General features: G+C 68.6%; 23 protein-coding genes and 2 rRNA genes. 10 read left to right on the top strand and 15 right to left on the bottom strand.

Annotated elements, in window-relative coordinates:
* Nucleotides 1–14: 14 nt before the first annotated feature.
* From OG861_RS24170 to OG861_RS24160, 3 genes are all read right to left on the bottom strand, one after another.
* Nucleotides 15–3,136 (bottom strand): 23S ribosomal RNA (locus OG861_RS24170).
* Nucleotides 3,137–3,422: 286 nt separating this feature from the next.
* Nucleotides 3,423–4,947: ribosomal RNA gene (locus OG861_RS24165) — 16S ribosomal RNA — on the bottom strand.
* The 16S and 23S rRNA genes sit together here, the layout of an rRNA operon.
* A 530-nt stretch (nucleotides 4,948–5,477) precedes the next feature.
* Nucleotides 5,478–6,119, bottom strand: a complete 642-nt coding sequence (locus OG861_RS24160) for a DNA-3-methyladenine glycosylase (protein ID WP_329194102.1) — start codon at nucleotides 6,117–6,119, stop codon at nucleotides 5,478–5,480.
* Between the two features lie 110 nt (nucleotides 6,120–6,229).
* Between OG861_RS24160 and OG861_RS24155 the strand changes: the two genes are divergently transcribed.
* From OG861_RS24155 to OG861_RS24145, 3 genes are all read left to right on the top strand, one after another.
* Nucleotides 6,230–7,012: a sporulation protein gene (locus OG861_RS24155; protein ID WP_329194104.1), complete on the top strand. Its 783-nt coding sequence runs from the start codon at nucleotides 6,230–6,232 to the stop codon at nucleotides 7,010–7,012.
* A gap of 51 nt (nucleotides 7,013–7,063) precedes the next feature.
* Nucleotides 7,064–7,597, top strand: coding sequence for a YbhB/YbcL family Raf kinase inhibitor-like protein (locus OG861_RS24150; protein ID WP_329194106.1), 534 nt, complete (start codon nucleotides 7,064–7,066; stop codon nucleotides 7,595–7,597).
* Nucleotides 7,598–7,746: 149 nt separating this feature from the next.
* Nucleotides 7,747–8,250 carry an HNH endonuclease gene (locus OG861_RS24145; protein WP_136216287.1) on the top strand — a complete coding sequence of 168 codons (504 nt, stop codon included), beginning with the start codon at nucleotides 7,747–7,749 and terminating at the stop codon, nucleotides 8,248–8,250.
* Between the two features lie 49 nt (nucleotides 8,251–8,299).
* Here OG861_RS24145 and OG861_RS24140 read toward each other — a convergent pair whose 3' ends face one another.
* From OG861_RS24140 to OG861_RS24125, 4 genes are all read right to left on the bottom strand, one after another.
* Entirely contained in the window at nucleotides 8,300–9,070 is a 771-nt protein-coding gene (locus tag OG861_RS24140; protein WP_329194112.1) for a sulfite exporter TauE/SafE family protein, read from the bottom strand.
* 89 nt (nucleotides 9,071–9,159) lie between these two features.
* Complete coding sequence (locus tag OG861_RS24135; RefSeq protein ID WP_329194115.1) at nucleotides 9,160–10,137, bottom strand: SPFH domain-containing protein; 978 nt, start codon at nucleotides 10,135–10,137, stop codon at nucleotides 9,160–9,162.
* A gap of 84 nt (nucleotides 10,138–10,221) precedes the next feature.
* A complete protein-coding gene (locus OG861_RS24130; RefSeq protein WP_329194118.1) occupies nucleotides 10,222–10,653 on the bottom strand; it encodes an NfeD family protein in 432 nt (143 codons plus the stop codon).
* 54 nt (nucleotides 10,654–10,707) lie between these two features.
* A complete protein-coding gene (locus tag OG861_RS24125; protein WP_329194120.1) occupies nucleotides 10,708–11,502 on the bottom strand; it encodes an ABC transporter ATP-binding protein in 795 nt (264 codons plus the stop codon).
* A gap of 134 nt (nucleotides 11,503–11,636) precedes the next feature.
* Between OG861_RS24125 and OG861_RS24120 the strand changes: the two genes are divergently transcribed.
* Entirely contained in the window at nucleotides 11,637–12,413 is a 777-nt protein-coding gene (locus OG861_RS24120; RefSeq protein ID WP_329194122.1) for a hypothetical protein, read from the top strand.
* A gap of 275 nt (nucleotides 12,414–12,688) precedes the next feature.
* On the opposite strand, the gene OG861_RS24115 is transcribed toward OG861_RS24120, so the two are convergent.
* The 3 genes from OG861_RS24115 to OG861_RS24105 all read right to left on the bottom strand — a co-directional run bounded on the left by OG861_RS24115 (nucleotide 12,689) and on the right by OG861_RS24105 (nucleotide 14,843).
* A complete protein-coding gene (locus tag OG861_RS24115) occupies nucleotides 12,689–12,934 on the bottom strand; it encodes a chaplin (RefSeq protein WP_329194124.1) in 246 nt (81 codons plus the stop codon).
* Between the two features lie 117 nt (nucleotides 12,935–13,051).
* Complete coding sequence (locus tag OG861_RS24110) at nucleotides 13,052–13,699, bottom strand: response regulator transcription factor (protein ID WP_329194126.1); 648 nt, start codon at nucleotides 13,697–13,699, stop codon at nucleotides 13,052–13,054.
* Entirely contained in the window at nucleotides 13,692–14,843 is a 1,152-nt protein-coding gene (locus OG861_RS24105; protein WP_329194128.1) for a GAF domain-containing sensor histidine kinase, read from the bottom strand. Before OG861_RS24105 ends, OG861_RS24110 begins: the two co-directional genes overlap by 8 nt.
* A gap of 551 nt (nucleotides 14,844–15,394) precedes the next feature.
* On the opposite strand from OG861_RS24105, the gene OG861_RS24100 reads away from it, so the two are divergent.
* Nucleotides 15,395–16,066: a transglycosylase SLT domain-containing protein gene (locus OG861_RS24100; RefSeq protein ID WP_329194130.1), complete on the top strand. Its 672-nt coding sequence runs from the start codon at nucleotides 15,395–15,397 to the stop codon at nucleotides 16,064–16,066.
* Nucleotides 16,067–16,180: 114 nt separating this feature from the next.
* Here the strand turns inward: OG861_RS24100 and OG861_RS24095 are convergent, their stop codons facing one another.
* Nucleotides 16,181–18,706: an ABC transporter ATP-binding protein/permease gene (locus tag OG861_RS24095; RefSeq protein WP_329194132.1), complete on the bottom strand. Its 2,526-nt coding sequence runs from the start codon at nucleotides 18,704–18,706 to the stop codon at nucleotides 16,181–16,183.
* A 314-nt stretch (nucleotides 18,707–19,020) separates the two neighbouring features.
* Here OG861_RS24095 and serB point away from each other — a divergent pair, with 314 nt between their 5' ends.
* From serB to OG861_RS24070, 5 genes are all read left to right on the top strand, one after another.
* Nucleotides 19,021–20,220 (top strand): phosphoserine phosphatase SerB, encoded by a 1,200-nt coding sequence (serB, locus tag OG861_RS24090; protein WP_329194134.1) that lies wholly within the window; start codon nucleotides 19,021–19,023, stop codon nucleotides 20,218–20,220.
* A gap of 304 nt (nucleotides 20,221–20,524) precedes the next feature.
* Nucleotides 20,525–21,319, top strand: coding sequence for an SDR family NAD(P)-dependent oxidoreductase (locus OG861_RS24085; protein WP_329194136.1), 795 nt, complete (start codon nucleotides 20,525–20,527; stop codon nucleotides 21,317–21,319).
* Nucleotides 21,319–22,581 carry an aminotransferase class I/II-fold pyridoxal phosphate-dependent enzyme gene (locus OG861_RS24080; protein ID WP_329194137.1) on the top strand — a complete coding sequence of 421 codons (1,263 nt, stop codon included), beginning with the start codon at nucleotides 21,319–21,321 and terminating at the stop codon, nucleotides 22,579–22,581. The genes OG861_RS24085 and OG861_RS24080 overlap by 1 nt, the downstream gene beginning before the upstream one ends.
* Nucleotides 22,578–23,525, top strand: a complete 948-nt coding sequence (locus tag OG861_RS24075) for a diiron oxygenase (RefSeq protein ID WP_329194139.1) — start codon at nucleotides 22,578–22,580, stop codon at nucleotides 23,523–23,525. Before OG861_RS24080 ends, OG861_RS24075 begins: the two co-directional genes overlap by 4 nt.
* Complete coding sequence (locus tag OG861_RS24070; RefSeq protein WP_329194141.1) at nucleotides 23,518–24,378, top strand: tryptophan 2,3-dioxygenase family protein; 861 nt, start codon at nucleotides 23,518–23,520, stop codon at nucleotides 24,376–24,378. The genes OG861_RS24075 and OG861_RS24070 overlap by 8 nt, the downstream gene beginning before the upstream one ends.
* Before the next feature lie 74 nt (nucleotides 24,379–24,452).
* Here the strand turns inward: OG861_RS24070 and OG861_RS24065 are convergent, their stop codons facing one another.
* The 4 genes from OG861_RS24065 to OG861_RS24050 all read right to left on the bottom strand — a co-directional run bounded on the left by OG861_RS24065 (nucleotide 24,453) and on the right by OG861_RS24050 (nucleotide 26,872).
* Nucleotides 24,453–24,974: a SixA phosphatase family protein gene (locus OG861_RS24065; RefSeq protein WP_329194143.1), complete on the bottom strand. Its 522-nt coding sequence runs from the start codon at nucleotides 24,972–24,974 to the stop codon at nucleotides 24,453–24,455.
* Nucleotides 24,975–25,081: 107 nt separating this feature from the next.
* Entirely contained in the window at nucleotides 25,082–25,303 is a 222-nt protein-coding gene (locus OG861_RS24060) for a hypothetical protein (protein WP_329194145.1), read from the bottom strand.
* Nucleotides 25,304–25,460: 157 nt separating this feature from the next.
* The gene (locus OG861_RS24055) at nucleotides 25,461–25,580 is read right to left on the bottom strand and encodes an SGM_5486 family transporter-associated protein (RefSeq protein WP_329194147.1); all 120 of its coding nucleotides are present in this window, start codon (nucleotides 25,578–25,580) and stop codon (nucleotides 25,461–25,463) included.
* 5 nt (nucleotides 25,581–25,585) lie between these two features.
* A complete protein-coding gene (locus OG861_RS24050) occupies nucleotides 25,586–26,872 on the bottom strand; it encodes a CynX/NimT family MFS transporter (protein WP_329194149.1) in 1,287 nt (428 codons plus the stop codon).
* Nucleotides 26,873–26,950: the final 78 nt, after the last annotated feature.

Raw genomic sequence — 26,950 nt, 5'->3', positions numbered from 1 at the left:
GGACGCGAGCAACTGAGGACAAGCCCTCGGCCTATTAGTACCAGTCAGCTCCACCCGTTACCGGGCTTCCACATCTGGCCTATCAACCCAGTCGTCTACTGGGAGCCTTACCCTCTCAAGGAGGTGGGAATACTCATCTTGAAGCAGGCTTCCCGCTTAGATGCTTTCAGCGGTTATCCCTCCCGAACGTAGCCAACCAGCCATGCCCTTGGCAGGACAACTGGCACACCAGAGGTTCGTCCGTCCCGGTCCTCTCGTACTAGGGACAGCCCTTCTCAATATTCCTACGCGCACAGCGGATAGGGACCGAACTGTCTCACGACGTTCTAAACCCAGCTCGCGTACCGCTTTAATGGGCGAACAGCCCAACCCTTGGGACCGACTCCAGCCCCAGGATGCGACGAGCCGACATCGAGGTGCCAAACCATCCCGTCGATATGGACTCTTGGGGAAGATCAGCCTGTTATCCCCGGGGTACCTTTTATCCGTTGAGCGACGGCGCTTCCACAAGCCACCGCCGGATCACTAGTCCCGACTTTCGTCCCTGCTCGACCCGTCGGTCTCACAGTCAAGCTCCCTTGTGCACTTACACTCAACACCTGATTGCCAACCAGGCTGAGGGAACCTTTGGGCGCCTCCGTTACTCTTTGGGAGGCAACCGCCCCAGTTAAACTACCCATCAGACACTGTCCCTGATCCGGATCACGGACCGAGGTTAGACATCCAGCACGACCAGAGTGGTATTTCAACGGCGACTCCACCATGACTGGCGTCACGGCTTCAAAGTCTCCCACCTATCCTACACAAGCCGAACCGAACACCAATATCAAACTGTAGTAAAGGTCCCGGGGTCTTTCCGTCCTGCTGCGCGAAACGAGCATCTTTACTCGTAGTGCAATTTCACCGGGCCTATGGTTGAGACAGTCGAGAAGTCGTTACGCCATTCGTGCAGGTCGGAACTTACCCGACAAGGAATTTCGCTACCTTAGGATGGTTATAGTTACCACCGCCGTTTACTGGCGCTTAAGTTCTCAGCTTCGCACGCCCGAAAGCGCACTAACCGGTCCCCTTAACGTTCCAGCACCGGGCAGGCGTCAGTCCGTATACATCGCCTTACGGCTTCGCACGGACCTGTGTTTTTAGTAAACAGTCGCTTCTCGCTGGTCTCTGCGGCCACCCCCAGCTCAGGAAGCAAGTTCCCTCACCAGTGATGGCCCCCTTCTCCCGAAGTTACGGGGGCATTTTGCCGAGTTCCTTAACCATAGTTCACCCGAACGCCTCGGTATTCTCTACCTGACCACCTGAGTCGGTTTAGGGTACGGGCCGCCATGAAACTCGCTAGAGGCTTTTCTCGACAGCATAGGATCATCCACTTCACCACAATCGGCTCGGCATCAGGTCTCAGCCTTAATGAGGGACGGATTTGCCTACCCCTCGGCCTACACCCTTACCCCGGGACAACCACCGCCCGGGCTGGACTACCTTCCTGCGTCACCCCATCGCTTACCTACTACAAGTCTGGTTCGTCGGCTCCACCACTTTCCTTTCCCCGAAGGGTCCGGAACGGCTTCACGGACTTAGCATCGCCTGATTCGATATTGGGCGTTTCAAAGCGGGTACCGGAATATCAACCGGTTGTCCATCGACTACGCCTGTCGGCCTCGCCTTAGGTCCCGACTTACCCTGGGCAGATCAGCTTGACCCAGGAACCCTTAGTCAATCGGCGCACACGTTTCTCACGTGTGTATCGCTACTCATGCCTGCATTCTCACTCGTGAACCGTCCACAACTAGCTTCCGCTGCTGCTTCACCCGGCACACGACGCTCCCCTACCCATCACAGCAGGCGTTGGCCCTATTGCTGCAATGACACGACTTCGGCGGTACGCTTGAGCCCCGCTACATTGTCGGCGCGGAATCACTTGACCAGTGAGCTATTACGCACTCTTTCAAGGGTGGCTGCTTCTAAGCCAACCTCCTGGTTGTCTCTGCGACTCCACATCCTTTCCCACTTAGCGTACGCTTAGGGGCCTTAGTCGATGCTCTGGGCTGTTTCCCTCTCGACCATGGAGCTTATCCCCCACAGTCTCACTGCCGTGCTCTCACTTACCGGCATTCGGAGTTTGGCTAAGGTCAGTAACCCGGTAGGGCCCATCGCCTATCCAGTGCTCTACCTCCGGCAAGAAACACACGACGCTGCACCTAAATGCATTTCGGGGAGAACCAGCTATCACGGAGTTTGATTGGCCTTTCACCCCTAACCACAGGTCATCCCCCAGGTTTTCAACCCTGGTGGGTTCGGTCCTCCACGAAGTCTTACCTCCGCTTCAACCTGCCCATGGCTAGATCACTCCGCTTCGGGTCTAGAGCGTGCAACTCAATCGCCCTATTCGGACTCGCTTTCGCTACGGCTTCCCCACACGGGTTAACCTCGCTACACACCGCTAACTCGCAGGCTCATTCTTCAAAAGGCACGCAGTCACGACCGTTGTTCCGAAGAACAACGGCGACGCTCCCACGGCTTGTAGGCACACGGTTTCAGGTACTATTTCACTCCGCTCCCGCGGTACTTTTCACCATTCCCTCACGGTACTATCCGCTATCGGTCACCAGGGAATATTTAGGCTTAGCGGGTGGTCCCGCCAGATTCACACGGGATTTCTCGGGCCCCGTGCTACTTGGGAGATGAGCAAGCAAGCCGCTGATGTTTCGTCTACGGGGGTCTTACCCTCTACGCCGGACCTTTCGCATGTCCTTCGACTACATCAACGGTTTCTGACTCGCCGACCGGCCGGCAGACCGATCAAGCTCATTCCCACAACCCCGCATGCGCAACCCCTGCCGGGTATCACACGCATACGGTTTGGCCTCATCCGGTTTCGCTCGCCACTACTCCCGGAATCACGGTTGTTTTCTCTTCCTGAGGGTACTGAGATGTTTCACTTCCCCTCGTTCCCTCCACACTGCCTATGTGTTCAGCAGTGGGTGACAGCCCATGACGACTGCCGGGTTTCCCCATTCGGACACCCCCGGATCAAAGCTCAGTTGGCAGCTCCCCGGGGCCTATCGCGGCCTCTCACGTCCTTCATCGGTTCCTGGTGCCAAGGCATCCACCGTGCGCCCTTAAAAACTTGGCCACAGATGCTCGCGTCCACTGTGTAGTTCTCAAGCAACGACCAGCCACCCATCACCCCACCAGACAAGCTAGTGAGTGCACTGGGGCCGGCATCGCAGAAGGACAGCCATACGGCCGTACCCTCAGACACCCAACAACGTGCCAAGCACGATCATTTGAGATCCGCACACTTTCCACGCCGAAGCAGTACTCGTGAGGGTCTTCCATGACCGTGCCAACTAATCAACGTTCCACCCATGAGCTGACCGTGCAGAACATTTGCCTGCAATCGGTACTGTGCTCCTTAGAAAGGAGGTGATCCAGCCGCACCTTCCGGTACGGCTACCTTGTTACGACTTCGTCCCAATCGCCAGTCCCACCTTCGACAGCTCCCTCCCTTACGGGTTGGGCCACCGGCTTCGGGTGTTACCGACTTTCGTGACGTGACGGGCGGTGTGTACAAGGCCCGGGAACGTATTCACCGCAGCAATGCTGATCTGCGATTACTAGCGACTCCGACTTCATGGGGTCGAGTTGCAGACCCCAATCCGAACTGAGACCGGCTTTTTGAGATTCGCTCCACCTCACGGTATCGCAGCTCATTGTACCGGCCATTGTAGCACGTGTGCAGCCCAAGACATAAGGGGCATGATGACTTGACGTCGTCCCCACCTTCCTCCGAGTTGACCCCGGCGGTCTCCTGTGAGTCCCCATCACCCCGAAGGGCATGCTGGCAACACAGGACAAGGGTTGCGCTCGTTGCGGGACTTAACCCAACATCTCACGACACGAGCTGACGACAGCCATGCACCACCTGTATACCGACCACAAGGGGGGCACTATCTCTAATGCTTTCCGGTATATGTCAAGCCTTGGTAAGGTTCTTCGCGTTGCGTCGAATTAAGCCACATGCTCCGCCGCTTGTGCGGGCCCCCGTCAATTCCTTTGAGTTTTAGCCTTGCGGCCGTACTCCCCAGGCGGGGAACTTAATGCGTTAGCTGCGGCACCGACGACGTGGAATGTCGCCAACACCTAGTTCCCAACGTTTACGGCGTGGACTACCAGGGTATCTAATCCTGTTCGCTCCCCACGCTTTCGCTCCTCAGCGTCAGTAATGGCCCAGAGATCCGCCTTCGCCACCGGTGTTCCTCCTGATATCTGCGCATTTCACCGCTACACCAGGAATTCCGATCTCCCCTACCACACTCTAGCTAGCCCGTATCGAATGCAGACCCGAGGTTAAGCCTCGGGCTTTCACATCCGACGTGACAAGCCGCCTACGAGCTCTTTACGCCCAATAATTCCGGACAACGCTTGCGCCCTACGTATTACCGCGGCTGCTGGCACGTAGTTAGCCGGCGCTTCTTCTGCAGGTACCGTCACTTTCGCTTCTTCCCTGCTGAAAGAGGTTTACAACCCGAAGGCCGTCATCCCTCACGCGGCGTCGCTGCATCAGGCTTTCGCCCATTGTGCAATATTCCCCACTGCTGCCTCCCGTAGGAGTCTGGGCCGTGTCTCAGTCCCAGTGTGGCCGGTCGCCCTCTCAGGCCGGCTACCCGTCGTCGCCTTGGTGGGCCATTACCCCACCAACAAGCTGATAGGCCGCGGGCTCATCCTTCACCGCCGGAGCTTTCAACCCCCGCCCATGCAGGCAGGAGTATTATCCGGTATTAGACCCCGTTTCCAGGGCTTGTCCCAGAGTGAAGGGCAGATTGCCCACGTGTTACTCACCCGTTCGCCACTAATCCACCCCGAAGGGCTTCATCGTTCGACTTGCATGTGTTAAGCACGCCGCCAGCGTTCGTCCTGAGCCAGGATCAAACTCTCCATGAATGTTTACCCGTAATCGGGTGAAACACACACTTAGAGCGGGCCAGCCAAGGTCGGAATAAGACCGGCTGACCACAACGTCCTCGCTGTGTTCATTGCCTGCCCCGAAAGGCAGGACTTTTTCAAAGGAACCTCATCCACCGGAGTGGACGGGGTATCAACTTCTGGCGTTGATTTTTGGCACGCTGTTGAGTTCTCAAGGAACGGACGCTTCCTTCGTACTCACCCTCGCGGGTTTTCCTCCGGGCGCTTCCTGTGTTCTTCGTTTCCAACTCTACCAGATCATTTCGTTGTCGTTTCCGACTCTGATTTGATTCCGATGGCCGTTGGAGGCCTTTGCCTTTCGGCTTTCCACCACTTTAGCGCTTATCCCTTGCGGCTCATAATCGGGCCGTTGGATTCGAATTCGGGCATGCCGAAATCGACCCCGTCAGGGGTGCGTCGTAGGTGGTGGGTTGGCCGCCCCGGGGTCTGCTGATGGCAGTGCCCCGTTCAAGCGGCTCGGGCTACGTTAGGCGTCCGCCAGGGGCGAGTCAAGTTGAGCGGCGGCGTGGCGCATGGGCGCGATAAGGGCTGACCGTCGGGTCGTGGGTGATCCAGAAGCGGTACGGGTGGTCCGCTCCGGCTCCGCCCACACCCGTGCGGGGGCCGCTGCTCACCTGGTCGGGGGTGGTGGGTGTGCCGATGAGCAGGGACAAGGGTGAGTCGGGGCCGTCACAGAGGTCGGTGCCGTCCAGGGAGCGGTCGATGTCGAGTGCCGTGGCCAGACGGGCCGGACCTTTGGCGAGTTCTCGGTCGTTTCTGGCGGAAACTCGACGTTTGCGGGCCAGTTCGGCGCCCAGGGTGATCTCGCCGGCACGGATGAGGACACCGCTCGCGTGGTCGGGCGGCCCGCACACCAGGTTGAGGCTGAACCACATGCCGTAGATGAAGTAGACGTACGCGTGTCCGGGCGGTCCGAACATCGACGCGTTGCGCCGGGTGCGGCCGCGGTAGGCGTGGGAGCCGGGGTCGGCCTCGCCCTCGTACGCCTCCACTTCCGTGATGCGTAGTTCGAGGGGGCCCTCGGCGGTCCGCCGGACCAGGGTGCGGCCGAGCAGGTCGGGGGCCACGGTGAGGACCGGGCGGTCGAAGAAGGACCGGGGCAGGGGCGTACGGTCGGGTCGCGCGCTCATCCAGTCGAGCGTACTGGAGGTCGTGCGCTTGCAACCGGGGCCTAGGGTTCCGCGTTTGTAGGGGTAGTCACCAGCCTTTACGTCACAGAGCTTCAAAGGGGAGTCAGAGCATGGGGTTCAGGAAGCTGTTCGCGGCGCTGGGTGCCGGTGGTGCCTCGGTGGACACCGTCATCACCGAACCGAACGTCGTTCCGGGCGGCATCGTCCAGGGCGAGGTCCGCATCCAGGGCGGTTCCGTCGAGCAGCAGATCGAGGGGTTGTCGGTCGGGCTCCAGGCGCGGGTGGAGGTGGAGGGCGGCGACCAGGAGCACAAGCAGGACATCGTCTTCGCGAAGCAGCGGCTGGGCGGTGCGTTCCAGGTCCAGCCGGGTGCGCTGCACGTGGTGCCGTTCGGGCTGGAGATCCCGTGGGAGACGCCGATCACCCATTTCGAGGGCCAGCACCTGCGGGGCATGAACATCGGGGTGAGCACGGAGCTGGAGATCGCCCGGGCGGTGGACGCGGGTGACCTGGACCCGATCAACGTGCACCCGGTTCCGGCGCAGCAGGCGATCTTGGACGCGTTCCGTCGGCTCGGTTTCTCGTTCCGCTCGGCGGACATGGAGCGCGGGCACATCCGCGGGACGCGGCAGACGCTGCCGTTCTACCAGGAGATCGAGTTCCTTCCGCCGTCGCAGTACCGGGGGCTGAACCAGGTGGAGCTGACGTTCGTCTCGGACGGCCGTGAGATGGACGTCGTCCTGGAGATGGACAAGAAGCCGGGCCTCTTCTCCGAGGGCAGCGACACCTACCGCTGCTTCCAGGTGGGTCTGCAGTCGTACGAGGGGACCGACTGGGCGGCGTATCTGAACCAGTGGATCGCCTCCGTGGGTTCGCACCGCAACTGGTTCTGAGGGCTGTTTAGGCTCGGGGCGGTACTGGTTAAGCGATCAGGAGGTTCAGCAGTGGCCGAGCAGAGCAGGGCGCCTCTTCCGCACGACTTCCACCCGGAGGTCGATTCCTTCTCCGTGGTGAGTGACGACCTGGCACCCGGCGCGGATCTCGGGGAGGCCCAGGTCCAGTCGGCCGGGAACCGCTCGCCGCACCTGCGGTGGGAGGGGTTCCCGGAGGGGACGAAGAGCTTCGCCGTGACGTGCTTCGACCCGGACGCGCCGACGGGCAGCGGGTTCTGGCACTGGGTGCTCTTCGACATCCCGGCCTCGGTGACGGAGTTGCCGGCCGGGGCGGGCGGCGGGAAGTTCGAGGGGTTGCCGGCCGGGGCCGTGCACGTGCGCAACGACTACGGGACGAAGGACTTCGGCGGGGCCGCCCCGCCTGCCGGGGAGCGCCACCGGTACGTGTTCACCGTGTACGCGGTGGACCAGGAGAAGCTCGGGCCCGGCTCGGACGTCTCGCCGGCGGTCGTCGGGTTCAACCTGAGGTTCCACACGTTGGGCCGTGCGCAGCTGATCGGTGAGTACGAGGCTCCGGCGAGCTGATCGTTTCCCGAGCGTTTGCCCGGTCCTGGTCTAAAGACGGCCAGGACCGGGCATTTTTATTGCGTTGTCCCGCGTGGCGCGCGCGGCCAGAGTGGTTCCGGGCCTTGCCGCCAGGGAGGTCGCGGGCCTGCACACGGGAGGTGGGCGAGATGCGGGACACGCTGGTGCTGAATGCGAGCTTCGAGCCGCTGTCGACGGTGACGTTGAACCGGGCTGTGGTACTGGTGCTCCAGGACAAGGCCGTGGTCGAACAGTCGCATCCCGAGCTGCGTGTCCGGGCGGCCACGATGGAGCTACCGATGCCGCGGGTGATCAGGCTCTGCCGGTACGTTCGGGTGCCGTTCCGAAGACACGCTCCTTGGTCGCGGCGGGGCGTGCTGGCCCGTGACCAGCACCGGTGCGCGTACTGCGGGAAGCGTGCGACGACCGTGGACCACGTGCTTCCGCGGGCCCAGGGGGGTGGCGACACCTGGCTGAACACGGTGGCGTCCTGTGCGGAGGACAACCACCGCAAGGCGGCCCGCACTCCGGAGGAGGCGGGGATGCCGTTGCTCCGCAAGCCGTTCGTTCCGTCGCCGGCGGACGCGATGCTGCTCGCGCTGGGTTCCGGCGGGCGCGAGGTATTGCCCGAGTGGCTGGCGCGTACCGCCTAGTCCGTCGAGGCACGCGGCTGCGCTGGGCTGCGTAGGCGCACTACGCCGTTCAGCGCAGGAGCAGTTGGACGATGGCGATGATCCCGACTGCGACGATGACGGCGCGCAGCACCGTCGGGGGCAGTCGGCGGCCGACCTTCGCGCCGATCTGGCCGCCGAGGGTGGAGCCGAGGGCGATGAGGACCACGGCCGTCCAGTCGAAGTCGGCGACGAAGAGGAAGAAGACGGCCGCGATGCCGTTGACGAGGGCGGCGACGACGTTCTTGACGGCGTTGATCCGTTGCAGGTCATCGTGGAGCAGCAGCCCCATCAGACCGAGGTAGAGCACTCCTTGGGCGGCGCCGAAGTAGCCGCCGTAGGCGCTGGAGAGCAGCATTCCGGTCAGCAGGGCGGGGCCGCCGTCGGGGTGTCCGGTGTCGCCGCCCGCGGCTTCCTGGCGGGCGCGCAGGGCGGCGGCGAGGCGCGGCTGGAGGACGACGAGGACGAGGGCCAGTCCGATGAGGACGGGCACGATCGTGTTGAAGGAGTCCGACGGCAGGGTGAGGAGCAGGATCGCGCCGCCGAGTCCGCCGACGAGGGAGACGGCGCCGAGCCGCAGGATGCGGGCGCGCTGGCCCTTGAGTTCCTTGCGGTAGCCGATGGCGCCGCTGATCGAGCCGGGCACGAGACCGAGGGTGTTGGACACGTTGGCGGTGACCGGCGGCAGTCCTGTGGCGAGCAGGACGGGGAAGGTGATGAGGGTGCCGGAGCCGACGATGGTGTTGATGGTGCCGGCTCCGACGCCTGCGGCGAAGACCGCGAGTGATTCCCAGATGGACATGGACGCTGCCATCCCCTTCGCATGAGTGAGTCGCCTCCCCGCCGTGAAGGTCGAGGGGCCTCACTGATCATGCAACAGGCGGCGGCCGGTCAGTCGATGGGGGGCTGTTCGCGGCGGTCCGCGGCGGCCTTGTCGGCCGCGCTCGCGCCGTCCTTGCCGGAGCCGGCCGGGTTGAAGCCCGAACCGCCGCCCATGGGACCGAAGTTGCCCATGGCGCCGGAGAGGCCCTTGAGGGCGTCGCCGATCTCGCTGGGCACGATCCAGAGCTTGTTGGCGTCGCCTTCTGCGATCTTCGGGAGCATCTGGAGGTACTGGTAGGCGAGGAGCTTCTGGTCGGCGTCGCCGGCGTGGATGGACTCGAAGACCGTACGGATGGCCTGGGCCTCGCCCTCGGCGCGCAGGGCGGCCGCCTTGGCGTCACCTTCGGCGCGCAGGATGGACGACTGCTTCTCACCCTCGGCGCGCAGGATCTCGGACTGGCGGACACCTTCGGCCTGGAGGATCGCGGCGCGCTTGTCGCGGTCGGCGCGCATCTGCTTCTCCATCGAGTCCTGGATGGAGGTCGGCGGCTCGATGGCCTTGAGCTCGACGCGGTTGACGCGGATGCCCCACTTGCCGGTTGCCTCGTCGAGTACGCCGCGCAGGGCCGCGTTGATCTCCTCGCGGGAGGTGAGGGTGCGTTCCAGGTCCATGCCGCCGATGATGTTGCGCAGGGTGGTGACGGTGAGCTGCTCGATGGCCTGGATGTAGCTGGCGACTTCGTACGTCGCGGCCCGGGCGTCGGTCACCTGGTAGTAGATGACCGTGTCGATGTTGACCACCAGGTTGTCCTGGGTGATGACCGGCTGCGGCGGGAAGGGGACGACCTGTTCGCGGAGGTCGATCCGGTTGCGGATCGAGTCGATGAACGGGACGACGATGTTAAGGCCCGCGTTGAGGGTGCGGGTGTAGCGGCCGAACCGCTCGACGATGGCGGCGCTGGCCTGCGGGATCACCTGGATCGTCTTGACCAGTGCGATGAAGACCAGAACCACCAGAATGATCAGGACGATGATGATCGGTTGCATGCGGTTCCCCGTGCCCTTCCGGCTGTCTGTGCTGCCCCGTTGATCGGAGTCTCGCAGACCCTGGGGTCGCGAGTCGGGTGGTTCTCACATGACGACCGCGGTCGCCCCGTCGATGTCGACGACGTCGACGGACTGGCCGGGTTCGAAACTGGTGTCCGAGTCGAGGGTGCGCGCGGACCAGATCTCGCCGGCGAGCTTGATGCGGCCGCCGCTGCCGTCGACGCGTTCCAGGACGAGGGCGCTCCTGCCCTTCAACGCCTCGATGCCGCTGCGGTGTTGGGGGCGTTGGTCGCGGTGGCGGTTGGCGAGGGGGCGGACGACGGCGATGAGCGCGACCGACACGGTCACGAACACCAGGACCTGGGCCACCACTCCCCCGCCGAGCGCGGCCGTCACGGCGGCGAGGGCCGCGCCGACGGCGAACATGCCGAACTCCGGCATCGCGGTGATGACCAGGGGGATGCCCAGTCCGACCGCGCCGATGAGCCACCACACCCATGCGTCGATGTTGGTCACATGGTCATGGTAGGTCTGGCGGGCGCGGTCGGGACAGGGTGCGGTGCGGACCCGCTAGCGCAGCGGGAGGCCCTGGGCGGTCCAGCGGTCGCTGTCGTTGCGCTCCACGACGAGCGGGAGGCCGAAGCACAGCGAGAGGTTGCGGGAGGTCAGTTCCAGATCGATGGGGCCGGCGGTGACGACCTTGCCCTGGCGGATCATCAGGACGTGCGTGAAGCCGGGGGCGATCTCCTCGACGTGGTGCGTGACCATGATCATGGAGGGTGCGAGGGGGTCGCGGGCGAGACGGCCGAGGCGCCGTACGAGGTCCTCGCGGCCGCCGAGGTCGAGACCGGCGGCGGGCTCGTCGAGGAGCAGCAGCTCGGGGTCGGTCATCAGGGCGCGGGCGATCAGGGTGCGCTTGCGTTCGCCCTCGGAGAGGGTGCCGAACTTCCGGTCGAGGTAGTCCGTCATGCCGAGGCGGTCGAGGAACGCGCGGGCGCGCTGCTCGTCGATGTCCTCGTACTCCTCCTGCCAGGTCGCCGTCATGCCGTAGGCGGCGGTGAGGACGGTCTCCAGGACGGTCTGCCGCTTGGGGAGCTTGTCGGCCATCGCGATGCCGGCGACTCCGATGCGGGGGCGCAGGTCGAAGACGTTCACCTTGCCGAGGGTGCTGCCGAGGATGGTGGCCCCGCCCGCGGTGGGGAAGAGGTAGCTGGAGGCGACATTGAGCAGGGTGGTCTTCCCGGCGCCGTTGGGGCCGAGGATCACCCAGCGCTCCCCCTCCTTCACCGACCAGGAGACCTGGTCCACCAGCGCCCGGCCCTCGCGGACCACGGATACGTCCACCAGCTCCAGAACATCGCTCATGAGCGTGTTGTCTCCCCTTGCAGTCTCGGTTCGTCTGTGCACCGGTAGGCGCAGCCCCAGGGGAAAACCTACGCCACTGGCGGAGGGGTACGGGCGCCAGGCCGGTCCCGCGGGCCGATCCGTAAAGTGGGGGGATGCTTTTCGAACCACGTTCAGGGCGGCTTGCCGCCTGGGGGAACGCGCTGCTGGCCGGTCTCGTCTCGCCCGACGAGGCCGTGCTGTCGATCGTGGGTGAGGACGCCGTGCACCGGGTGGAGGGACTGCCCGGGGAGACGGGTCCGGTGGGGCTGACGCTGGCGCTGGGCCGGATGCGGGCGCTGGGGGTGACCGGGCTGCGGGTGGCCCTGCCGGCGCCGGGGCATCCGCTGGGGCTCAGCGGGCCGCCGGAGTTCAACGCGCGGGCGCTGGAGGCCGAGGAGGCGGTGATCGCGGTGGGGGCGGCGCTGGGTCTGGTGCCGGAGGTCGCCGAGGCGGGGCCGGAGGGGGACGTGCACGTCTCGGTGACGTGGCACTGCCTGCCGGTGCGGGAGGCGCCGCCGGCGGACGTGCCGTCGCTCGGCGAGGCGGAGCGGGAGCTGGCGGAGGCGCTGCGCGAGGCGACGGTGGTGCTGACGCGGCTGGACGTGGCGGGGTCGGGGCCGGTGGCGGAGGCGGCACTGTCGGCGTACCGGGCGCGGGCGGAGTCCGGCGGGGAGGTGCTGGCGCCGGGGTATCCGGCGCGGGCGGTGCGGGTGCTGGCGCTGGCGCAGCGGGTGGACCTGCTGGTGTCGCTGGCGTACGAGAACGGGCACGGGGGTGCGGTGGCCGCGTCGGAGATGGCGGCGCGGGCGGAGGCCTTGCGGCCCGTTGAGCGGGTGGCCCGGCGGGCGCTGGTGGCGGCGTACAACGCGGCAGTCGAACAGCGGGGCTGAGGGGCCCCTGCGGGGTGCTCCGGTGCGGGGGTGCTCCGGCGCTGCGACTGCGACCGGAGTCCGCTGCGGACCCTCGGGTGCGGCGCCGTCGCGCAAGCGGCCCCCGGCTGCGCCGGGCCTGGTGGGGCTCCGCCCCACGCCCCGCGCCTCCAACGCCGACGGGGCTGGACGTGCCGGCCGGGCGCTGGAAAACGGCGGCGGGGGATGCGCCGGCCCGGCGGCGGGGACGGCCCCGCTTCCGGGGAGAGGGGGAAGCGGGGCCGGGTGGGGAGGGGTCAGGCGTTGATGCCCGAGTTGCCGAAGGCGGGGTTCAGGAGGCCGATCACGTTGACCGAGTTGCCCACCACGTTGACGGGGACGTTCACGGGGGCCTGGACCAGGTTCCCCGAGGCCACGCCCGGCGAGTTCTGGGCCGCGCCCTCCGCCGACGCACCACCGTGCGCCGAGGAGACACCCGCGCCGGCGGCGATGAGGCCGCCCGCGATCATGGTGACGGCGGTGGCCTTCTTGAAGTTCTTCACGTTCTTCTTCCTCCATACGTCCGCCGCGACCAGCCGTCGCGGCGTGCATGGAGAACGGCCACACGCGTGCCCGGATACGCCGTGTGGGCGACATACACCCGATCGTATGAAGAGGGCTCAAGCCTCCACGATGCCGTGGCGGACCGCCCACAGGGCGGCCTGCGTGCGGTCGGAGAGGTCCAGTTTCATCAGGATGTTCGAGACGTGCGTCTTGACCGTCTTCTCGGACAGGACCAGCGCCCGGGCGATCTCCCGGTTTGCCCGGCCGTCCGCGATGAGGGAGAGGACCTCGCGTTCCCGGTCGGTCAGCGCGCCCGCGCGCGGTGAGGACGACGGCTGGTCCTCCTGGGCGAGCAGGGCGCGGGCCACCTCCGGCTGGAGCAGGACGTGGCCCGCGTGGACCGAGCGGATGGCTCCCGCCAGGGCGTCGGGGTCGATGTCCTTGTAGACGTATCCGGCGGCCCCGGCCCGCAGGGCGGGGACCACCGTCCGCTGTTCGGTGAAGCTGGTGACGACCAGGACCCGCGCCGGGTTCTCCAGTTCGCGCAGCCGCCGCAGTGCCTCGATGCCGTCGGTACCGGGCATCTTGACGTCCATGAGGATCACGTCGGGGCGCAGTTCCCCGGCGCGGGCGATGCCCTCCTCGCCGTCCGCGGCCTCGCCGACGACCTCGATGTCCTCCTGTACTTCCAGGAAGGTGCGCAGGCCGCGCCGGACCACCTGGTGGTCGTCGACCAGCAGGACGCGGATGGGTGTGTCAGCCACCGGGGACCTCCATCTCGATCGTGGTGCCCCCACCGGGCTGCGAGCGGACTTCGAGCCGGCCCCCGACGCCGCCGGCCCGGTCCCGCATGGAGACGAGGCCCAGGTGGCGGCCGGCCGCGCGGATGGTGGAAGGGGAGAAGCCGCTTCCGTTGTCCGTGACGGTCAAGGCGGCTCCCGCGGCCCGGCGGACGAGGGTGACCTCGACCCGGTCGCCGCCGGAGTGGCGCAGGGCGTTGTGGAGGGCCTCCTGGGCGACGCGCAGGAGGGCTTCCTCCTGGGTCGCGGGGAGGGCCCGTACGCCGTCGCAGACGAAGGTGACGTGCGCGGTGTGGGCGCGGTCCAGGACGCGGACGTGGTCGCGCAGGGTCGCGACGAGTCCGTCCTCGTCCAGGGCCGCGGGGCGCAGCTCGGTCACGGCGGCGCGCAGTTCGTCGGCGGCCCCGGCGGCCAGGGCGGCGACCTGCTGGAGTTCGTCCTTGGCCCGGGCCGGGTCGCGGTCCACGAGGGCGGCGGCGGCCTGGGCGGTCAGGCGCAGGGAGAACAGCTTCTGGCTGACGGCGTCGTGCAGCTCGTGGGCGAGGCGGGAGCGCTCCTCGGCGATGGTGAGCTCGCGGCTGCGTTCGTAGAGGCGGGCGTTGGTGAGGGCGATCGCGGCGTGCTGGGCGAGGAGGGAGAGGAGTTCCTCGTCCTCGTCGCAGAAGCCCCGGGTGCCGGGCCGGCCGCCGGTGTCGCGCTTGTTCGCGAGGAAGAGGGCGCCGAGGGTCTCCTCGCCGTCCCGGATGGGCATGCCGAGGAAGTCGGCCATGTCGGGGTGCGCGGCGGGCCAGCCGCCGAAGCGGGGGTCCTCGCGTACGTCGGTGAGCCGCTGGGGGCCCTCGTCGTGGAGCATCGCGGCGAGGATGCCGTGCTGGCGGGGCAGGGGGCCGATGCTCCTCCACTGCTCCTCGCTGACGCCGTCCACGACGAACTGGGCGAAGCCGCCGTGGTCGTCGGGGACGCCCAGGGCCGCGTACTCGGCGTCCAGGAGCTCCCGCGCGGAGACGACGATCGTCCGCAGGACGTCGTGGACCTCCAGGCGGCGGCTCATGGCCAGCAGCGCGGTACTGACGGCGGCCAGTCCGGTGCAGGGTCCGTTGCGGTGCATGGGCTCACCGTACCGGCGGCCCTGACCTGCGGGATCGGTCTGCGGGCGTAGGGCTGGGGACCCGGGCGGGAGGGGACGCGGGGACGGTCGCGGCGTTCGCGCACGGGCAGGTCCCGCATACGGGGCCGGTACGGGGGTACGGGCGTCCGGGTCGGCCGCAGGGGCGGCGGGGCGGCGGCCGGCTCGGTCTGCGGGACGAGGCTCGGGACCTTCGCCTGCGACCTGAGGATGACACCGTTCACGGATTGCATTGCACCGGCAACTTACGGTGAAACCGTTACCTGCCCGATGTGAGCCCCGGCATAGGACGCAGGTCACTTACGAAGCTGCGTAGTACGTAAGTAAAGGCACCGTCAGCACTGCTGCGCCTTGCCGCGATGCCTGCAATCAAGCCTCAGCGGACGATCCTGATCCACTAAGCGGGATCGTACGTCACACCTTTGCCATGCCTTTTTGCCACCGCTAAGAATGTCGACGTCGCACAGCGCCGCGATCTCCGGATCCCGCGGCGCTTTCCTGCGGCCCCCGCTATTCGAAGAGGTTGCTCACGCATGTCCGAGACCAGCACCCCCGGCCACAGTCTTCGTCCGACCAAGGCCCAGAAGCTCTCCTTCGCCGGCATCGCCACCCTCGGTGCCGCCGCGCTCGCCTTCTCCCTCGTTCCGGCCAACGCCGCCGAGACGAGCGGGACGACGGTCGCCCTCGCCCCCGTGGCGTGGACGAAGGTCGTGGACGGCGCCCAGACGAAGACCGTGCAGGCGCACCTCGGCACGCAGCTCGCCATAGCCAAGACCAAGGCCGCGGCCGACGCGAAGGCCAAGGCGAAGGCCGAGGCCGATGCGAAGAAGGCGCGCGAGCAGAAGGCCGCCGCCAGCCGTTCCGCGGTCCGCGCCCCGGTCTTCGCGAACAACCTGGACGGCTGGATCAAGGAAGCCCTGTCCATCATGAAGCGCGAGGGCATCCCGGGCACCTACGCCGGCATCCACCGCAACATCATGCGTGAGTCCAGCGGCAACCCCCGGGCGATCAACAACTGGGACATCAACGCCCAGAACGGCATCCCGTCCAAGGGTCTCCTCCAGGTCATCCAGCCGACCTTCGCCGCCTACCACGTCAAGGGCACGAAGTTCGACCTGTACGACCCCGTCGCGAACATCGTCGCCGCCTGCAACTACGCGGCCGACCGCTACGGCTCGATGGACAACGTCAACAGCGCCTACTGAGGCCTGGCGGCGGAGCAACCCCCATGCGCCTCAGGGCGGCCCCCGGTGTTCCGGGTGCCGCCCTGAGGCGTTTCGCGCGCTTGCCGAGAGGATGCGTCCTGTCCGGGCCCGGGCCTAGTTGCCGGCGCGCATGACCTCGGGCTCGTGGCGGCGCAGCAGGCGCTGTACCACGAAGCCGCAGGCGACGCCGATCAGCAGCAGGATGGTGATGTCCAGGCTCCACTGGCCGATCGAGTGGTCCCACAGCGGGTCGGTGTTCGACGGGTTGTCGTGGTCCCACGGCGGCATGAGCTGGCCGAGGTTCAGCGTCGTGCCCGCGGCGGCGATGGCCCAGCGGGACGGCATCAGCCAGGCGACCTGCTCCAGGCCGATGGAGTCGTAGACCTTGAACAGGATGCCGGTGAAGACGACCTGGACGATCGCGAACATCACCAGCAGCGGCATGGTCTTCTCGGCGGTCTTCACCAGCGAGGAGATCACGAGGCCGAACATCATCGAGGTGAAGCCGAGTGCGGTGACGGACAGGCACAGCTCGACGGCCGGCGGCATGAGCAGGCCCTCGGTGGGCAGGTCGCGCGGGGTGAAGCCGATCACGCAGATGATCACGCCCTGGACGGCCGTGATGACACCGAGGACGATCACCTTCGACATGAGGTACGCGGACCGGGACAGGCCGGTCGCGCGTTCACGCTCGTAGATGACGCGTTCCTTGATCAGCTCGCGGACCGAGTTCGCGGCGCCGGAGAAGCACATGCCGACGCAGAGGATCAGCATGATCGTGCCCGCGTCGCCGTTGAAGCGCGACGGCGCCTTGGGCGGCGCGAGGCCGAAGGTGGCGGGGATGACCGTGGAGACCACGCCCAGCACCGCCGGCAGGATCAGCATCAGCCCGATGAAGCCCTTGTCGGACGCGATCACCGCGAGGTAGCGGCGGATCAGCGTCCACAGCTGCGAGCCCCAGCCCTGCGGCTTGGGCGGGCGCATCTGCTGCGCGGGCGGCAGCGCGACGGACTGCGGGGCCACCGCGTCGATGTCGGCGGCGTACAGCTGGTAGTGCTGCGAGCCCTTCCAGCGGCCGGCCCAGTCGTAGTCGCGGAAGTTCTCGAAGGCGGAGAACACGTCGGCCCACGTGGAGTAGCCGAAGAAGTTCAGCGCCTCGGCCGGCGGGCCGAAGTAGGCGACCGACCCGCCCGGGGCCATGACCAGCAGCTTGTCGCAGATGGACAGCTCCGCGACGGAGTGGGTGACGACGAGGACCGTGCGGCCGTCGTCGGCGAGGCCGCGCAGCAGCTGCATGACGTCGCGGTCCATGCCCGGGTCGAGGCCGGAGGTGGGCTCGTCGAGGAAGATCAGGGAGGGCTTGGTGAGCAGCTCCAGGGCGACGGACACGCGCTTGCGCTGACCGCCCGAGAGCGAGGTGATCTTCTTGTCCTTGTGGATGTCGAGCTTGAGCTCGCGCAGCACCTCGTCGATGCGGGCGGCGCGCTCGGACTCGGCGGTGTCGCCGGGGAAGCGGAGCTTGGCCGCGTACTTGAGGGCGGTGCTGACCTTGAGTTCCTTGTGCAGGATGTCGTCCTGCGGGACCAGGCCGATGCGCTGGCGGAGCTCCGCGAACTGCTTGTACAGGTTGCGGTTGTCGTAGAGGACGTCGCCCTGGTTGGCGGGCCGGTAGCCGGTCAGCGCCTTGAGCAGGGTCGACTTTCCGGAGCCGGAGGGGCCGATGACGCCGATGAGCGACTTCTCCGGGACGCCGAAGGTGACGTCCTTGAGGATCTGCTTGCCGCCGTCGACGGTGACGGTGAGGTGGCGGGCCGAGAAGGAGACGTCGCCGGTGTCGACGAACTCCTCCAGCCGGTCCCCGACGATCCGGAACGTGGAGTGGCCGACGCCGACGATGTCGTTGGGGCCGAGGAGCGCGGTTCCGGACTTGGGCAGCGGCTGGCCGTTGACGTAGGTGCCGTTGTGGCTGCCCAGGTCGTGGATCTCGAAGCGGCCGCCGGTGGAGCGGAACTCCGCGTGGTGGCGCGAGACCTGCAGGTCGGAGACGACGAGCTCGTTCTCCAGGGCACGGCCGATGCGCATGACGCGGCCGACGGCGATCTGGTGGAACGTCGTCGGGCTGCGGTCGCTGTAGCCGGGTGTCGCTCCCTGCGCGGGCTGGGCGCCGCCGCCCTGCTGCTGCGGGAAGTGCGGCTGGGCCTGGTGCTGGGGGTGCTGGTGCTGTTGGGGCGGTGCCTGCTGCTGCCAGGCCTGCTGCTGGGGCGGGGCCTCGTACGCGGGGGCCTGCTGCTGGGGCGGGGCCTCGTACGCGGGGGCCTGCCCCTGGTAGGCGGGCGCAGCCGCCGCGACGGCGGCGCTCAGGTTCAGCCTCGGCCCGTCGGTCGCGTTGCCGAGGTGGACCGGCGTACCGGGCACGAGTTCGGTCTGCTGGACCCGACTCCCGTGCACATAGGTGCCGTTGGTGCTGCCGTGGTCCTCGAGACCCCAACCACGGCCGTTCCAGGTGATGGTGGCGTGCCGCCACGACACCCGGGCGTCGTCGATCACCACGTCTCCCTGGGGGTCGCGCCCCAGCGAGTACGACCTGGACGGATCGAGCGTCCAGGTCCTGCCATTCAATTCCAGTACGAGTTCCGGCACTCCAGCCCCACTTAAGTCCCCCGAGAATCCCCCTGGCGTCAGGGAGTCCGACGTCAGGGAGTCTAGGGATGGCGAACATCCGGGGGAACTATTTCAGGCCCGGGCCCACATGTGGAATCGGGGCCTCGCCGGGGGTCCGCGTAGCGGCGCAGACCCGGTCGAAAGCCACCGGGAGGGCACGGGGGGAGCACTCCCCCGGCGTCACTCCGCCGCCACGTCCGGATGGCGTGCGGGCAAACACCGGGGGAAGGTTGTGACCGCTGGGTGGGACGGGGGTCCTGGTCCGGGAGTGGTCAAGATACGGTGAGAGGACCATGAGCGCTTCGCAGACCTCCGACGTCCCCACCCTCCTCGTCAAGATCTTCGGCAAGGACCGTCCCGGGATCACCGCCGGGCTGTTCGACACCCTCGCCGCCTACTCCGTCGACGTGGTCGACATCGAGCAGGTCGTCACCCGCGGCCGCATCGTCCTGTGCGCCCTCGTCACCATGCCCGTGGGCGGCACCGAGGGCGAGCTGCGGGCCACCGTCCACAGCTGGGCCGAGTCGCTCAAGATGCAGGCCGAGATCCTTTCCGGAACCGGCGACAACCGGCCGCGCGGCAGCGGCCGCTCGCACGTGACCGTGCTCGGGCACCCCCTGACCGCCGAGTCGACGGCGGCCATAGCGGCCAGGATCACCGGGACGGGCGGCAACATCGACCGCATCTTCCGCCTGGCGAAGTATCCGGTGACGGCCGTGGAATTCGCCGTCTCCGGCGCGGAGACGGAGCCGCTGCGGACCGCGCTGGCGACCGCCGCCGCGCAGATCGGCGTCGACGTGGCCGTGGTGTCGGCGGGACTGCACCGCCGGGCGCAGCGCCTGGTCGTGATGGACGTGGACTCGACGCTGATCCAGGACGAGGTCATCGAGCTGTTCGCGGCGCACGCCGGCTGTGAGGCCGAGGTCGCGGAGGTCACCGAGCGGGCGATGCGCGGGGAGCTCGACTTCGAGCAGTCGCTGCACGCCCGGGTCGCGCTGCTCGCGGGGCTGGACGCCTCCGTCGTGGACAAGGTGCGTTCCGAGGTGCGGCTCACCCCCGGCGCCCGGACCTTGATCCGGACGCTCAAGATGCTCGGCTACCAGGTCGGGGTGGTCTCGGGCGGGTTCACGCAGGTCACGGACGACCTCCGGGAGCGGCTCGGCCTGGACTTCGCCTCGGCGAACACGCTGGAGATCGTCGACGGGAAGCTGACCGGCCGGGTCACGGGCGAGATCGTGGACCGGGCGGGCAAGGCCCGGCTGCTGCGCCGCTTCGCGGCGGAGGCGGGTGTGCCGCTGGCCCAGACCGTGGCGATCGGTGACGGCGCCAACGACCTGGACATGCTGAACGCGGCCGGGCTGGGCGTGGCCTTCAACGCCAAGCCGGTGGTCCGCGAGGCCGCGCACACGGCGGTGAACGTGCCGTTCCTGGACGCGGTGCTGTACCTGCTCGGCATCACGCGCGAAGAGGTGGAAGCCGCCGATCTGGCCTGACGGCCCGGCCCGCGCCGACGGCCCCGGCCGGCCTTGAGGGCCGCCTTGAGGGCCGCCTTGAGGGGCCGCCTTGAGGGGGGCCGGCCTGCGCGGGCGCGGACCGGCGCCATTACCCGCCCCAGCCCATACCGGACGGTCTGTTCTCCAGGCGTCCCGGCCGGACGTTCCGGCCCGCTCGCGTCGATCCCCCCACATCCCCTTTGAGCCGCCCTCGACGGGCCTTCTAGCGAGCCGTTCTCAAGCGGCCTTCGCTAGAAAGGCGCTAACCGGCCAAGTCGTTCAAGGGGAGCCAATGACTCGAAGCGTGCTCATCACAGGGGGGTCGGGCGGTATCGGCCGGTCCTGCGTGGAGAGGTTCGCCCGCGAAGAAGACTGGACGGTCTGGTTCACCTACCGTCATGGGCGGGACCGGGCCGAGGAACTCGTACAGGAGCTGGCCCTCACCGGCCGGGCCAAGGTGGAGGCGTTCCCCTTCGCCCAGGGCGACTGGGAGGATCACGAGCGGCTGCTGGACCGGCTGCCCGGCCCCGTCGACGTCCTGGTGAACAACGCGGCCGTCGGCTCCAAGACCATCGAGCAGCACACCGACGGCCCCCGGCACACCAAGGCGTCGGCCTTCTTCCAGATCAACGCGGTGGGCCCGCTGTGGCTCGTCGACGGGCTGCTCCCGGGCATGCTGGAGCGCGGGTTCGGGAAGATCGTCAACATTTCCAGCGTGGGCGGCGGGATCTTCCAGTTCCCGGGCTTCCACCCCGCCGACGGGATGAGCAAGGCCGCGCTGACCTATCTGACCCGCCACCTCGCCGCCGAACTGGTGCACGCCCCGGTCCACGTCTTCGCCCTGTGCCCGGGCGTGGTCGAGACCCACATGTTCCACGCCAGCACCCTGGACAAGCTGACGCCCGAGGAGCGCGCCGCGCTCACCGCACGACTGCCCGGCTCGCGCATGATCCGCCCCGAGGAGATAGCGGAGTTCGTGTGGTGGCTGGCCGGTGACCAGTCCGCCGCCCTGCACGGCGCCGTCATCGACGCCTCCATGGGCCTCGGCGTCAATCCCGGCCTGCTGACCGCCGCCGGTGTCGACAGCGGGAGGGCCTGATGGTTTCCCGCCAGGCCGCCCGGCTCCTCGCCGACACCCCCGCCATCGCCGAGGCGCACTTCCGCGCCGAGGCCGAGCCGTACGACGCCCGCCTGCGCCCGGACGGCTACCTCAACCTGGGTACCGCCGAGAACCGCCTGCTGTGGGACCTGCTCGAAGCCCGGCTGGCCGGGCTGCCGACGATGCGGGAGGGCGCGGCCCGCTACGCCCCGCTGCACGGCACCGACGAACTGCGCGAGCGGGTCGCCGCCCTACTGTCCGGGACCTTCGGTACGCCGCTGGACGCCCAGGACCTGGTGGTGATCAGCGGGGCGACCGGGGCACTGGACGCGATCGCCTCCGTCCTGTGCGATCCGGGCGAGGCGATCGTGGTGCCCGCCCCCTACTACGGGGCCTTCGACACCGATCTCGGCGGGCGCTCCGGCGCCCGGATCCTGCCCGCGCCGCTCTCCCCCGGCGACGGCTTCCGGCTGAGCGCCGCGGCCGTCGACAGGGCACTGCGCGAGGCACGGTCCGCCGGTACGACGGTCCGCGCGGTCGCCCTGTCCTCCCCCTCCAACCCCATCGGGGAGGTGCACCCGCCGCAGGTGCTCGCCGAGCTGCTGCGGGTGGTGCGCGCGCACGACGTGGACCTGATCTCCGACGAGATCTACGCGCACGCCGTCTTCGGCGCCCGGGGCTTCACCAGCGCCGCCGACCCGGCCGTGAACCCGCACTGGGCCGGGCGCACCCACGTCGTATGGGGCTTCGCCAAGGACTTCGGGTTGCCCGGCTTGAAGACCGGTGTCCTGCACACCCGCGCCCCGCAGGTCCTGGCAGCGGCCCGCGCGATGGCCTACTTCGCACCCGTCTCCACGGCCACGCAGGAGACGCTGGCCGCCCTGCTGGCCGATCAGGAGTGGGCGGCCGGCTTCCTCAAGGCCGGCCGGGAGCGGCTCGCCGCCTCGTACGGCCACCTCGTCGCCCTGCTGGAGGCGCACGGCCTCCCGTACGCGCCTGCCGAGGCGGGGTTCTCCGTGTGGCTGGACCTGCGCCGCTGGCTGCCCGGTACCGGTTTCGACGCCGAGGAACGGCTGTGGCGGGGGCTGCTGGACTCCGCGAAGGTCAGCATCCTGCCCGGCGGGGCGTTCCGGTCGCCGCAGCCCGGCTGGTTCCGGCTGTGCCACACCGTCGACGCGCCGCTGGTCGCCGAGGCGGTCCGGCGGATCGCCGCCCACCTGGGCCCTGTCCCGTACACCCCCGCGAACGGAGGTCCCTCATGAGCGCCGCGCCCGGTCCCCTCGACCGCTGGTACGAGATCGCCGGCGTACGCGGCGGCGTACGGCGGATCTTCCACGCCGAGGCCGAGCAGGGGCGGGTCTTCTTCCCCGACGCGCTGGTGCCGCACCTGGCCCATCCGGAGGTGAAGGCACTGGCCCCGGAGCGGATCCGGGAGATCTCCGTACGGCACCTCTACCAGTTCCTGCACTCCACGACGCACCTGGAGACCCGGGTGGTCAACGGGGCGGCCGAGCCCGTCGCCAACGGCATCTCCGGGCTGCACTTCCCCACGGCGCTGCGGATGGACGCCTTCAAGGTGTACTGCGACGAGGGCTACCACGCCCTGTACAGCCTCGACCTCGCCGACCAGGTCGCCGCCGTCACCGGCATCCCGGTCCCGGACGTCGACTACGGCGGCTTCGTCACCGCCCTCCAGGACAGCGGGCGGCGCCTGCTGCCCGACGATCCGGTGCTGGCCGGCCAGTTGCAGGCGGTGGTCTTCGAGACGCTGATCACGGCGGTGTTGAACGAGGTGCCGCAGGACCCGACCGTGGTGAGCACCGTCCGCGAACTGATGCGGGACCACGCCAAGGACGAGGGCCGCCACCACCGCTTCTTCTCCGCGTTCTTCCTGGAACTGTGGGCGCGGCTCGACCCGGGCCGGCGGATCGCGGCGGCGCGGGCCCTGCCGGCCATGATCCGTGCGGCGCTCGACTGGGACCTGGAGCCGGTCCGCGCATCCCTGCGGCTGGCGGGCCTGGACGACGACCGTGTCGAGGCGGTCCTGGAGGACAGTTACGGCGGCGGCGCGGGCGCGGACCGCATCCAGAGCATCTCCCGCTCGACGTTGCGGCTGTGCGCCCAGGTCGACGCGTTCGACCTGCCGGGCGTCACCGAGGCGTTCGCGGCGTACGGGCTGCGCGCACCGGAGGACTGCGATGACTGAGGCAGTGGGGACGTCGGAGCGGGCGGCCCACCCGGAGCGGGCGGCGGAGCCGGAGGGCGTCACCTACGCGAACTACCTGCGGCTGCCCGAACTGCTGTCGCTCCAGGTTCCGCTGGCCGACGGGGCACACGACGAGCGGCTGTTCATCACCGTCCACCAGGTGCAGGAACTGTGGTTCGGCCAGCTGCTCGCCGAACTGGCCGACGCCCGCGGGCGGATGCTCGACGGGGACGCCCGCACGGCCCGGGTACGGCTCGTACGGTGCGTCGGGATCACCCGGGTGCTGATCGCGGGGATCCGGCCGCTGCGCGGGATGCCGCCCCGGGAGTTCCACGCCTTCCGGGGGGTGCTGGGCAGCAGCAGTGGCGCGCAGTCGGCGCAGTACGTCGAGATCGCCGTGCTGTGCGGCGCCGACTGGGTGCGCGGCGCGTACGGGGACCGGGTCATCGCGGGGCTGAGCGGGCCGGAGCAGGAGCGGCTGCGCGAGCGCCTCGCGCAGCCCACGGTGTGGGACGCGTTCGTGGCGCTCCTGGGCAAGGCGGGTTTCGCTGTGGCGGACGAGGAGGGCCGGCGGGCGGCGTACGAGCGGCTGGCGGGCCCCTGGGCCGAGGGGGCTCCCGCGCAGTTCGCGGAGTTGAGCGAGCTGGTGGAGGCGCTGGTCGACCTGGACGAGGCCTGGACCGAGTGGCGGGCCTGCCACGCGCTCCTCGTGGAGCGCCAGATCGGCAGTGGCCCGGGGTCGGGCGGCAGCACCGGCGTCGCCCATCTGCGGGCGTCGGTGCACCGTCGGTTCTACCCCGAGCTGTGGCGGGCGCGGGACGCGGCGCTGCCCGAGGTGGCGTACGGGCGCTGAGAGCAGGACGCGGAGCCAGGACGCGGAGCCCGGCCACACGGAGGTGGCCCGGCTCCGCGGCGGGGCGGCAGGTGTCAGTGGTCCGACGGGGTCCAGAAGTCCAGCAGGGTGCCGACGCCGTGCTCCAGGGACTTCCAGCCGCCGGTGAAGGAGACGACGGCGAGGGCCGAGGTCGGGAAGCCGCTGCGGCTCATCCGCTGGAGCGTGTCCCCCTGGGCCGTCCCGGACAGGGCGTCGGCGAGGGCGTGCATCCCCGGGTTGTGGCCGATGACCAGGAGGTCGGCCACCTCGTCGGAGGTCTCGTTCAGCAGGGCGATGAGCTCGCCCAGCGAGGCGTCGTAGAGCCGCTCCTCGTACGTGGTCCTCGGCCGGTGCGGGAGTTCCTGGACGGCGAGCTTCCAGGTCTCGCGGGTGCGGGCGGCGGTCGAGCAGAGGGCCAGGTCGAAGCCGATGCCGGTCTGCGCCAGTTTCCGGCCGGCGGCCGGGGCGTCCTGGCGGCCGCGTTCCGCCAGTGGGCGTTCGTGGTCCGTGCCGTCCGACCATTCGGCCTTGGCGTGCCGGAGGAGGACGATCCTGCGGGGTGTGTCGGCGCTCATGGATCCCAGCTTCGCATGAAAGGAGCCATGGGGCGCGGGGTGTTGAGGGGTTCGCCGCCGGGTTGCGGCGTCTTCATGCGCCCCCGGTGCGCCCCGGCGTGCGCCGGTCAGCCGACCGCACGCAGCAGCTGTGCCGTGACGTGGACCAGTGAGGAGCCCTCGCCGCTCGCGGCGTGTGCCTCGCCGGATCCCGCCAGGAGCAGCAGCAGGAGGCAGAAGGCGAGCGCGGGCAGGGCCAGCGCCCACCAGTGCAGCCGGGCGTCGGCGCCCGTACCGGGCGCGGAGGCGCGACGGCGGGTGACGGACGGGGTGTGCGTGGGGGCCGACATGGCCGCCTCCGGGGGTGTGCTGGTGGTCTGGCTCGCGGTGTCGAATCTATTGATCCGGCTCCGCGGCTCCCATCCGGGGCACACCCCAGTTCACCCTGAGCCTGACCCCCTAGGGGTACGGGGGCTTTCCCCACCCCGCACCTGCCGGGGGCGGGTGTCAGGGGGAGGCGAGCGTGGCGATCACGGAGATGATGACGGTCACGACGAGCATCGCGCCCAGCACGAGGCCGAGCTTCTTGTGGCCGTTCTGGGGGTTCGGTTCGAGTACGGGCGACATGCCGCTCAGTGTCCCATGCCGCATTCGTCCTCGATCGTCCGGTCCCGTCCGGCGAGTACGCCGAGCACGATCTGCGGGACCAGCAGCCCGGCCATGAGGGCCAGGGGCAGGTCCCAGCCGCCGCTGTGCTGGTAGAGCGCGCCGATGAGCAGCGGGCCGGGGAGGGAGATGAGGTAGCCGGCGCTCTGGGCGAAGGCGGAGAGCTTGACGACCCCGGCCGGCGACTTGGCCCGCAGCCCGATCATGGTGATGACCAGCGGGAAGGCACAGTTGGAGACGCCGAGCAGGAGCGCCCAGGCCCAGGCCCCGGCGGCGGGGGCGAGCCAGAGGCCGGCGTACCCGAGGAACCCGAAGAGGCCGAGGGTGACGGCGATGGGGCCCTGGTGGCGCATCCGGCCGGCGAGGCGGGGGATGACGAAGGCGAGCGGGACGCCCATGAACATGGTGACGGCGAGCAGCACGCCGGCCGTGGAGGCGGAGACCCCGGAGTCGCGGAAGATCTGCGCGAGCCAGCCCATGGTGACGTAGGCGCCGGTGGCCTGGAGGCCGAAGTAGCAGGCCAGGGCCCAGGCGGTACGGCTGCGCACGACGCGCGGGCCGGTGTCGGCGGCCGCCCCGGCGGGGGCGGCCCCCCTGGCCCTGCGGCCTGCGGCGGCGATGGGCAGCCAGGGCAGCACGGCGGCGACGGCGAGGAAGGCCCAGACGAGCAGGCCGGTGCGCCAGCTGCCGCCCAGGGCGGAGGTGAGCGGGACGGTCGAGGCGGCGGCGAGGGAGGTGCCGGCCGCCAGTGCCATCGAGTAGACGCCGGTCATGGTGCCGACGCGGTCCGGGAACCAGCGCTTGATGATCACCGGGAGCAGCACGTTGGTCAGGGCTATGCCGGCCAGGGACAGGGCGCTGGCCGCGAGGAACCCGGCGGCGTCGGTCGCGAAGGGCCGGATCAGCAGGCCGGCGGCGACCGCGGCCATGCCCGCGCAGACGACGGCGGCCGGCCCGAAGCGCCGGGAGAGGCGCGGTGCGGTGACGCCGAAGACGGCGAAGCAGAGGGCGGGGACCGAGGTGATGAGCCCGGCGACCGTGCCGCTCATGCCCAGACCGGTGCGGGTCTCTTCGAACAGGGCTCCGAGGCTGGTGATGGCGGGCCGCAGGTTCAGGGCGGCGATGACGATGCCGGCGATGAGCACGGGTCCCAGCCACGCCGGCTCGGCGTTCGCGGAGGCGGCCGACGGCTGCTGGGGCGCCGTGCGGGCGGTCTGGGGCCGGATCACGGTCTGGACTTCATCCTCGGACATTGCTCCATCATAGAATCATGGGATGATTGGTTGTCCAGTCTCCTGGACCGCTCGTCTTCCGCATCCACGTCCGGAGAG

This window comes from Streptomyces sp. NBC_00539, assembly GCF_036346105.1.
Lineage (GTDB): Bacteria > Actinomycetota > Actinomycetes > Streptomycetales > Streptomycetaceae > Streptomyces.
The sequence above is the reverse complement of the archived record's forward strand: the minus strand, read 5'-3'. Positions and strand labels throughout refer to the sequence as shown.